Source organism: Microcoleus sp. N9_A2, from assembly GCF_036701775.1.
Classification (GTDB): domain Bacteria; phylum Cyanobacteriota; class Cyanobacteriia; order Cyanobacteriales; family Microcoleaceae; genus Microcoleus.
Window position 1 is genome coordinate 68,521 of record NZ_JAUBRH010000029.1, and the last position, 9,969, is coordinate 78,489.

10 protein-coding genes and 1 pseudogene are annotated in these 9,969 nt (G+C 47.4%); 10 read left to right on the forward strand and 1 reads right to left on the reverse strand.

Annotated features, from left to right (window positions below; all coding sequences use genetic code 11):
• Nucleotides 1-108: 108 nt before the first annotated feature.
• Nucleotides 109-432 (reverse strand): annotated as a pseudogene (locus tag QUA44_RS30735) (YnfA family protein).
• Nucleotides 433-503: 71 nt separating this feature from the next.
• Here QUA44_RS30735 and rppA point away from each other — a divergent pair.
• From rppA to QUA44_RS17665, 10 genes are all read left to right on the forward strand, one after another.
• Nucleotides 504-1,181 carry a two-component system response regulator RppA gene (gene rppA / locus QUA44_RS17620; protein ID WP_172186809.1) on the forward strand — a complete coding sequence of 226 codons (678 nt, stop codon included), beginning with the start codon at nucleotides 504-506 and terminating at the stop codon, nucleotides 1,179-1,181.
• A gap of 18 nt (nucleotides 1,182-1,199) precedes the next feature.
• Nucleotides 1,200-2,480, forward strand: coding sequence for a HAMP domain-containing sensor histidine kinase (locus QUA44_RS17625; protein ID WP_333252491.1), 1,281 nt, complete (start codon nucleotides 1,200-1,202; stop codon nucleotides 2,478-2,480).
• Nucleotides 2,481-2,558: 78 nt separating this feature from the next.
• Nucleotides 2,559-3,110 (forward strand): DUF3124 domain-containing protein, encoded by a 552-nt coding sequence (locus tag QUA44_RS17630; protein WP_333252489.1) that lies wholly within the window; start codon nucleotides 2,559-2,561, stop codon nucleotides 3,108-3,110.
• 900 nt (nucleotides 3,111-4,010) lie between these two features.
• Nucleotides 4,011-5,882, forward strand: coding sequence for a serine/threonine-protein kinase (locus QUA44_RS17635; protein ID WP_333252487.1), 1,872 nt, complete (start codon nucleotides 4,011-4,013; stop codon nucleotides 5,880-5,882).
• Nucleotides 5,883-5,934: 52 nt separating this feature from the next.
• The gene (locus QUA44_RS17640; protein WP_333252486.1) at nucleotides 5,935-6,474 is read left to right on the forward strand and encodes a GNAT family N-acetyltransferase; all 540 of its coding nucleotides are present in this window, start codon (nucleotides 5,935-5,937) and stop codon (nucleotides 6,472-6,474) included.
• A gap of 25 nt (nucleotides 6,475-6,499) precedes the next feature.
• Entirely contained in the window at nucleotides 6,500-7,744 is a 1,245-nt protein-coding gene (locus tag QUA44_RS17645; protein WP_333252485.1) for an RNA polymerase sigma factor, read from the forward strand.
• 195 nt (nucleotides 7,745-7,939) lie between these two features.
• Nucleotides 7,940-8,299 carry a YciI family protein gene (locus QUA44_RS17650; protein WP_333127087.1) on the forward strand — a complete coding sequence of 120 codons (360 nt, stop codon included), beginning with the start codon at nucleotides 7,940-7,942 and terminating at the stop codon, nucleotides 8,297-8,299.
• Nucleotides 8,300-8,474: 175 nt separating this feature from the next.
• Nucleotides 8,475-8,927: a nuclear transport factor 2 family protein gene (locus QUA44_RS17655; protein ID WP_333252484.1), complete on the forward strand. Its 453-nt coding sequence runs from the start codon at nucleotides 8,475-8,477 to the stop codon at nucleotides 8,925-8,927.
• Nucleotides 8,928-8,964: 37 nt separating this feature from the next.
• Entirely contained in the window at nucleotides 8,965-9,396 is a 432-nt protein-coding gene (locus tag QUA44_RS17660; RefSeq protein WP_333252483.1) for a YciI family protein, read from the forward strand.
• 91 nt (nucleotides 9,397-9,487) lie between these two features.
• Complete coding sequence (locus tag QUA44_RS17665; RefSeq protein WP_333252481.1) at nucleotides 9,488-9,895, forward strand: VOC family protein; 408 nt, start codon at nucleotides 9,488-9,490, stop codon at nucleotides 9,893-9,895.
• The last annotated feature ends 74 nt before the right edge of the window (nucleotides 9,896-9,969 follow it).

Here is a 9,969-nt window from a genome sequence, read left to right on the forward strand (position 1 = left end):
TTTAAACGCTTGGCCTGCGATCTATTTGCAATTTAGTGGAGCGATCGCTCTGCTGAAATCCTACTCAAGAGAGATGCGTGAACTGTTTTAGTTCGATATTAACACCACTCAGCGATGTGGGCTGAACAAAATTACAGCGGTTCCAATCAAGGAAATTGTAACACCAAGCAAGTCCCACTTATCTGGCTTAACTCCTTCAATCAGCCACAACCAAACCAGAGATGCAAGAATGTAAATACCGACCTAGGCAGCATATACTCTTCCAGCGTTTGAAGCATTGACTTGAGTTAGAGAAAGCGCAAAACTTATTAAAGCTAAAATGCCTGGAAAAATCCACAAAATACTCTTTTCAAGTCTCACCCATGCCCAGAAAGCGTAACATCCAGAGATTTCTCCGAGAGCTGCAAGTAGAAAAAAAGCAAGTGTTGGCATTTTTAGATTAATGCTTAAAATAGGTAAATTCCATCAGCATATAAATGTTATAAGCCAAATTAAAGAAATATATGAGAATCCTACTTGTGGAGGACGACCCAAAGCAACTGATGCCGCTTCAAACAGTGCTGTCTCAGGCAGGACATAGCGTAGATGGGGTAAAAGATGGAGAGACGGCGCAGTGGCTGTTATCAGAAAAAGATTATGATTTGTTGATCCTGGACTGGATGTTGCCACATATCAGTGGGGTAAATCTCTGTCGTCAGTATCGAGCCGCAGGGAAAACAGCTCCGGTTTTGATGATCACGGCAAGAGACACCACGCCTGAAAAAGTGACCGGGTTAGATGCAGGTGCCGATGATTATCTCGTGAAACCGATCGATTTGGTTGAATTCATGGCACGAGTGCGGGCATTAAGACGGCGATCGCCCCTTTGGCAAGGAGATACGCTCAGCCTTGAGGATCTGCACCTCCACCTCGATACTCTGACTGTTGAGCGACAAGGTGCAACCGTTACCCTCTCCTGTCGCGAGTTTCAGTTGTTAGAGTATTTTATGCGTCATCCCCGGCAAGTTTTGACTAGGAATCAGATTGAACAAGGCGTGTGGGAATGGGGGACTGAACCAGAGAGCAATGCGATCGCAGTTCTAGTTCGCAAACTCCGCCAGCGCTTGCAGGCTGTAGGATCGGCAGACTGGATTGATAGCATTTACGGTATGGGTTATCGCCTGACTTCCCCTGAAAAGTAACGATCGTAAAAGCAAACTGTGTTCAATCAAAGTCGTCGCAATCTGGCTCGTTGGTTCACCCTCTCGATGGGAAGCATTCTCGTGCTGTTTGCGGGGGTGATTTACCAGATTGAGGTAAAAGATAAACTAGAAGCCGTTGACCTACTGCTCTATGACAAGGCTAGAGTCATGGCAGCCAGCGTGCATTATGAAGTTCGCAAAAACCAGAGCCAGGTCGATCTGAGTCATGTCCCCTTGTTAGGCAGTGGGTCTCATCCCCTTGCAGAAGATCTGATGTATGTACGCTGGTATAACGCACAAAGGCGGTTAGTTCGTTTTTTTGGGACTCCTTCATCAGAGCAGTTAAATACGCCCTTTGGTTATGTCACAGTTCGATCGACCGATCCACTTTTGGGAACAGGAATCTGGCTGCGTCAGGTGACATTGCCCGTTGAAGGTAGAACTGGGATACTCGGTTATCTTCAGGTTGCAACTCCCCTGACAGAAACTCAAAACGGGCTCACTCAGCTTCAGATTGTGCTAACTCTCGCTGTCCCGATCGCACTGGGCTTAATTGCCCTCACAGGTTGGTTTCTCAGCGGGCTGGCCATGCAACCGATTCGGCAAGCCTATCAACAGCTTCAGCGCTTTACAGCCGATGCCTCTCACGAGTTGCGATCGCCCCTCTCTGCCATTCTCACTAATGCCCAGCTTGGGTTGCTCATCGCGGCTGATGATTCGCGTTACCATCCTCCCTTAGAAAACATTGTAGATAGCGCAAAATCAATGGGAGCGCTGGTGAATAATTTACTGTTGTTGGCTCGTCATCAAGGGCGACTTACGCCGGAATCGCTCAAGTTAATCAATCTCAACGAGTTGCTGAGCAATTTAGCAACCCAGTTTGTCGCACTTGCAGAACCCCAAAATATCAAACTTACCTGCGAATCACCGGCACAGCGGATTGAATTATTGGCCGACCCCGATTTGCTGCGGCAAGTAGTCGAAAACTTGCTTTACAATGCCTGTAAATATACTCCCGTTGGCGGAACTGTAAAGATACGCCTAGTTCTTCATTCCAATTTGGCAGTCATTCAGATAATCGATACGGGAATCGGTATTTCAGAAGCGGACTTACCCTATATTTTCGATCGCTTCTATCGGGTGGACACTGAGCGATCGCTCGATAGTGGTGGATTTGGACTAGGGTTAGCGATCGTCCAACAGATTGTCCAGGCCCATGGTGGAAAAATTCATGTGACGAGTGAAGTGGGCAAAGGCTCAACGTTTCAGATTGAACTGCCGCTCAAACCTTATCACTAAGTCGCCTCAAACGAGAGAGAAGGTGCACTCTGCTGTAGGCGTAACTGCAATGTATTTGGTGTATTTGGATGGATGTCGATGGAGCTGAAACAGCATTTCTGGGTGGGTTGGGCGATCGCCGCGATCGTCATTACCTCTTGTTCAGAGCAAACTACCTCACAAAGGCAACAATCTAATACAAAACGTGAAACCTCACTGAGAACAGTTACGTTAGATAAAACAAAAGTTGTGATGGGACAAACAGTATATGTCCCTATTTACTCGCATATTTATCACTACAATAGCCAGGATAATGTGATGAATTTGTCAGCCACGCTCAGTATCCGCAATACGGATCTGACGAATTCGATTATTATCACTTCTGTGCGTTACTACGATACTGATGGGAAATTGATTAGGCAGGACATTAAGAGTCCAGTAGAACTCAAGCCGCTTGCTTCCACAGACTTTTTCATTGCAGCAGAGGATACAAGTGGAGGGTCAGGTGCAAACTTTATTGTGGAGTGGGTTGCAGAAAAAACGGTTTATGAGCCTGTCATTGAAGCTGTCATGATTAGTACCTCTTCTTCTCAGGGCATTTCATTTGTCAGTCCCGCTAAAGTTCTCAAGCAACACAGTATACCCAAGTAATTTTAGAGGTTTCAATTATTTCTTTACAATGAAGTTGGGGACTAGCCTAGAAGGGATTGAGGGATTGCTAGCCAAAGGTTGTAGTTTGTAAATAAAATGTCTAGATGTTCATATAAAATAAGCTTCTTACTCAGTTTGTGTGGCAATTTTTGTTAAAAAACTGCCATCAATTACAGCCATAAATTTCTGTTACCTCTTCAATCGGCTGAGAAAACATTGATTAAATGGTGGAAACTTTAAGTTTTTGTAAAAATGACAATTATAGATTTTTTAGCCTTGCTTAATTAGGATCTTAAAAAAATATTTTCAAATCCCAAAGCTTTGTGGATATCGGTTTTTATGATTTTTCTCTTTAGCTGTTTATACCGTAAATCAGCAACGCCGATTTTTTCACTCAAACAGCTATAACGACTGAAATTGGGGAAGTTAGCTTTACCTTGTTAGAAGTAAAAACGTTGAAAATAAAATTCATAAAAACTTTTCTTGGGGTTGACTAATTCCCGACATTTCTTGTAAGATTGATTAAACAATAATATTCATTAGGCAATCTGTTAAGCGTATGTGTTTGTTTGGTTTAACCTAAAAGAGTACATTTTATTCGATTTTTTTATCTCGGGTTTCACTCATTTTTGTCGTTTCTGTGCTGTACCGCGTTACCGAAGCTTGCCGTAGGCATCGCATTCCCATCTAAAAACTGTTAGGAGTATTGTCAATGCACAACAGCTTATATGTAGGATGTACAGCCCTGCACACCTTACCCCTATAATTCGCAGATCAAACCACTTTCTTCGTAACTCCTATATATAAATTTTCTAAAGTGTGAGAAGAGGTATAATATTTATTGCGTGGTGCAAACATTCAAAAAAAAAATACAAGCAGAAATTTAAAATCTAAAATCGAATGAGTTACTGTTTAAACCCCAACTGTTCCAAGCCCGAAAACCCGGATACAGCCAAAATTTGCCGAAATTGCCGGTCAAAACTGCTGTTGCGCGACAGATATCGGGCCATAAAGGCGATCGGACAAGGAGGTTTTGGCAGAACATTACTCGCCGTTGACGAAGACAAACCATCAAAACCCCGCTGCGTCATCAAACAATTCTTACCCCCAGAAACCCAACTCATCCCATCAGCCAGCAATCGCAACAGCAAAAAAGCAGCCGAACTTTTTGAACAAGAAGCAATGCGATTGGATGAATTAGGGAAACATCCTCAAATCCCCGAACTCTTAGCCTATTCCATCCAAGATAACCGACAATATGTAGTCCAAGAATTTATCGACGGACAAAACCTAGCACAAATTGTAGCAACAGAAGGCACGTTTACACAAACTCAAATTCAAGACTTACTCAACAACTTATTACCCGTACTTCACTTCATCCATTCCCACAACGTTATTCACCGAGACATCAAACCCGGAAACATTATCCGCCGCGCCGACAAACAATTAGTTTTAGTAGACTTTGGCGCAGCAAAAATTGCCACAGGTACGGCTTTACTCAAAACAGGAACCAGCATCGGCAGCCCCGAATACATCGCCCCCGAACAAGCCAGAGGCAAAGCATTTTTTACCAGCGATTTGTACAGTTTAGGCGTAACTTGCCTTTATTTGCTAACTCAAGTTTCGCCATTTGACCTGTTCGATCCGGGCGAAGATGCCTGGATTTGGCGGCAATATTTGGCAAACAACCCGGTGAGTGAAGAACTCGGCAAAATCTTAGACCAACTGATTGAAAATGCTACGAACCGTCGCTATCAAACGGCTGTTGAAGTCTTAACCCAACTGAATCCAGAAGCATCTAGTAAACTCACCATTCCTCAAACAATTACCAAAGCAGTCAAACCTGCATCCAATCCCAATCCGCCCCCCCATCCAACTCATAACTGGCAATGTATTCACACCTTAACCGGACACAAAAACTTAATTTCGTCTGTAGCTTTTAGTCCTAACGGAGAAGTTGTAGCCAGCGGCAGCGATGACAAAACAATCAAGCTTTGGCAAGTACAAGACGGGCAAGAAATAGTAACTCTCGCAGGACACGCCAACTCAGTTCATACAGTAGTTTTCAGCCCCGACGGAAAGACACTTGCCAGCAGCAGCCACGACAAAACAATCAAACTTTGGCGGATGAAAGACGGGCAAGAAATCCGCACGCTTGCAGGTCACAGCAACTCAGTTTATGGATTAACTTTCAGTCCAGACGGCGAAACTGTGGCTAGCAGCAGTTGGGACAAAACAATCAAACTTTGGCGGGTGAAAGACGGGCAAGAAATCCGCACATTTAGCGGCCACATTAACTTAGTTTACTGCGTCGCATTCAGTCCAGACGGAGAAACTTTGGCTAGCAGCAGTTGGGACAGAACCATTAAGATTTGGCGAGTCAAAGATGGCAAGCTAATTCGCACGCTGACTGGTCATACAGACTGCGTGCGTTGTGTAGCTTTTAGTCCCAATGGAGAGTTTCTAGCAAGCGGCAGTCACGACAATACTATCAAAATTTGGTGGATCAAAGATTGGCAGGAAGTTTTAACAATTGCAGGTCATTCTTGGTATGTAGATTCGATCGCGTTTAGTCCCGATGGCGAAGTAATTGCCAGCAGCAGCAATCAAACTATCAAGATTTGGCGGGTCAAAAATGGTCAAGAACTTTATAATATTGCGGGTCATACTAACTCTGTCTATTCGGTTAATTTTAGCCCCGAAGGAGAGTTTTTGGCTAGCGGCAGCAGTGACAAAACTATTAAGATTTGGCAGAATATGATGTTTGTTTAATTGCCCATAATTAAAGTTGTAAGTCATGATAAAGATTGTAACCAAAAGATTTATGCTGCGTGACTTTGTAGATTCCGATCGATCGCCATTCTTGGAGTATCAAGCCGATCCGCGCAACCAGACATTTTACGAACCCGATCAATCTAGTCCCGACCATGCCGCACGTTTATTCGAGATGTTTCAGGCCTGGGCTGCCGATCGCCCTCGACTCAATTACCAACTGGCGATCGTACAACGACAGGAACCTTACGCGCTTGTCGGTTGCTGTGGACTGCGGGGAAGATTGTCTGAAACTGGCGAGATGGAATTTGGTCTTGAACTGGCACCAGACTATTGGGGGCGATATGCCTACGCGATCGAGGTGGGGCGTGCGCTGCTCGACTTTGGGTTCACGGAACTCGATCTGAAGGCCATCTCCGGGTCTACTGTGAGTGCAAATACCCGGATCGCTCGGTTGGCCGAGTGGATAGGAGCAGAGGTGGTTGCTACCCGCCCAGGCTCATCATGGATGTCCGATCGCGGTTGGAGCGAGGTTCATTGGCGGATTGCACGGGCGCAATGGGAGCATCGTACTCTGCGGCACGGCCGATAATATATGTTTTTTTTGTGAACGGTTTATGAATGAGACAGCAGCCAATCAAATCCGTCAGCAGGTGGAAGCTGTGTACCGATCCGAGTCGCGTCGCGTTTTAGCCACCCTGATCCGCTTGCTCGGTGACTTCGATCGCGCCCAAGAGGCGATGCACGAAGCCTTCGCTCTGGCCCTAGCGCAATGGCCCCGTGACGGCATTCCTGCTAACCCGCGATCGTGGCTTGTTTCAGTGGGTCGCTTTAAAGCGATCGACACCATCCGCCGTCGCGCCCGCTTTGATACGCACTTGGCAGAACTCGCTCAACAACTCGATCCGAGTGACACCACAATCAAGGATGACGAGGACGTTGAGGACGATCGCCTGCGCTTGATTTTTACTTGCTGTCATCCGGCCCTGTCGCCAGAAGCTCAGGTGGCGTTGACGCTGCGGGAAGTCTGCGGACTCAGTACCGAGGAAATTGCCAGCGCCTTCCTGATTGCTCCCCCCACGTTGGCGCAGCGGATCGTGCGGGCCAAGGCGAAGATCCGCCACGCACGCATTCCTTATCAAGTGCCGTCGAAAACCGATTTGCCCGATCGATTGGACACCGTGCTTCAAACGATCTACCTAGTGTTTAACGAAGGGTACGCGGCCTCATCTGGCAGCTCGCTGACGCGGGCCGATCTCGCTGACGAAGCGATCCGTTTGGGACGGCTGGTAATGGAACTGTTGCCAGACTCCGAGGTGATTGGACTCCTGGCGCTGATGCTGCTGCAAGAATCGCGGCGCACCGCACGCACTTCCTCCACAGGCGACCTCATACTTCTAGAAGACCAAGATCGATCGCTCTGGAATCAAGCACAAATTTCTGAAGGCAGGTTACTGGTGCAGCAATCGCTATCATCGGGACGGTTTGGTTCGTACACGCTTCAGGCTGCGATCTCAGCGGTGCATTCAGAGGCCCAGACTCCTGCTGCAACGGACTGGGCGCAGATTGTGGGCTTATACGACCTGCTCGTGCAATTAGAGCCGTCGCCCGTTGTTGCCTTAAATCGGGCGGTGGCAGTGGCAATGCGCGATGGCCCCTTAGCGGGACTGCAATCGATCGACCAAATATTAGCGCGTGGGGATTTGGCAGATTACCATCTGGCACACTCCGCGCGAGCCGATTTGTGTCGGCGGCTGGGCAGAACGGCTGATGCCAGAGAATCCTACCAAAAGGCGCTGGCGATCGTGAAACAGGAACCAGAGCGTCGTTTTCTCGAAAAACGCCTTCGCGAGTTAGCCTGAAAAAATTTTTTGCTTTGCTGTCGATTTGCAGCTTCGCCGAACGACTACTAATATCAAATCCGTTGACATCGGAATTATGCATCTCTCTCTTCTCTTTCTCTGTGTCCTCTGTGTCCTCTGTGGTTTAATCATTCCGATCTAACCGGAATTGATATAAATGAAGGCGACTATCTCAGATCGAATTTTGGAGTAACCATGAAATACATATTGCTGATTTACAGCGACGAAAATGCATGGACTGAAAGCGAGCTGCAGCAATGCTACGCAAAGTCTTTGCAGCTAACCCAAGAACTGCAAGCGAACGGTCAATATTTAGGTGCTTCGCCGCTACACTCGATCGCCACAGCAACCAGTATTCGAGTCCGTGACGGCAAAAAACTTGTCACCGATGGGCCGTTTGCGGAGACGCGCGAACAACTCGGCGGCTACTTTCTGATCGATGCCAAGGATCTGGACGAAGCGATCGCGATCGCAGCACGCATACCAAGCGCCAGTAAAGGTACGGTTGAAATTCGCCCGATCGTGGAACTGTCGGGCTTGCCATCAGACCAGTAGTTGCCGTCAATACCGCTCAACGCAAAGTTCCACATCCGCACTGACAAACTTTTTCAGAAAAAATGTTCAACTTGTCGATCGCGCGCACCTCTATTCGACTAGATGGTAGAGCAAGGGTTAGCAGTTTTCAATCTGCGCCCGGAAAACCAATCGACATCAAGAAGGAGAGACCACGATGACTGTGGCAACCGAAACCACCAAAACCCAAGACGAAGCCCAGATTCGACAAATCATCGCAGATACCGCCAGTGCCATCTGCGCCAAAGACCTCGATGGCATCATGGCGCACTACGCCCAAGATGTGATTATTTTCGATGCAATACCGCCGTTCCAAACCAAAGGTGCAGATGAATTTCGACAAACGTGGGAGGCGTGTCTGCCTTGCTTCCCGGACTCCTTCGGGATTGAGATGCGAGACCTCAGCCTCACCGTGAGCGGTGATTTGGCTATCGCGCACTGGCTTTTTCACTTCACAGGGATGCCAAAAGATCACCCAGGGGCGGAGATGTGGATGCGAATCACCTCTGCGTGCCAGCGGAAACAGGGCAGATGGCAGATTGTGCACGAGCATTGCTCTGTCCCCTTCGATCCAGAAACGTCTCAAGCCGTTTTCACGATCGCACCTTAGCCCAGCTCAACAACTATAAACAAAAGGAGATTTCACGATGAAAGTCATGGTTCTAATCAAAGCTACCGAAGATTCAGAGGCAGGCGTCATGCCCAGCGAACAGCTTCTGACGGAAATGGGGCAATACAACGAAGCATTGGTCAAGGCGGGAATTATGCTCGCTGGCGAAGGGCTACATCCCAGTTCAAAAGGAGCGCGGGTGACGTTTTCAGGCACAAATCGCAGCGTGATTGACGGGCCGTTCACAGAGACAAAAGAACTGATTGCCGGATTCTGGATCTGGCAAGTGCAGTCGATGGAGGAAGCCATCGCCTGGGTCAAACGCTGCCCCAACCCGATGCCAGGAGAATCCGCGATCGAAATTCGCCAGATCTTTACAACAGAGGACTTCGGCGAATCCTTGACGCCCGAACTCAGGGAACAGGAAGAACGCATTCGGGCGGGGACAGAACAACTCCAGCGTTCTTGAGCGCATAAATACTGCCTAACTTTTTGTTCGGCAGCCACATCATTTCCTGTGAATGGATTGCTCGATCGACTATTAACCAAAGGAGTACATCATGCAATTGAATCCTTATCTCTTTTTTGATGGTGAATGCAAAGCTGCATTTAAATTCTACGAACAGTGTTTAGGTGGCAAAATCGAGATGATGACCTATGGGGATGCGCCCATGTCTGAGGAATTTCCCTCCGAACAGCGCGATCGAATCATGCACGCCAACTTAACTGTTGGTTCAATGGTATTGATGGGTTCTGACACTCCACCCGATGGCTTTCAAAAACCACAGGGATTCTCTGTGCATCTTCAATTTGACGATCTGGTCGAAGCGGAGCGGATCTTTCAAAAATTGGCAGAAAACGGAACGGTAAAGATGCCATTCCAAGAGACTTTCTGGTCTACCCGTTTTGGAATGCTTGTCGATCGATTTGGCACACCGTGGATGATTGATGTCCAGCCAGCTACCTAGGGCTTGCTGAATCAGTGGTTGAAGTAAACACGGTATGGATTTTCGGACGAATAAAGGCAGTAATGGTGCAAGAA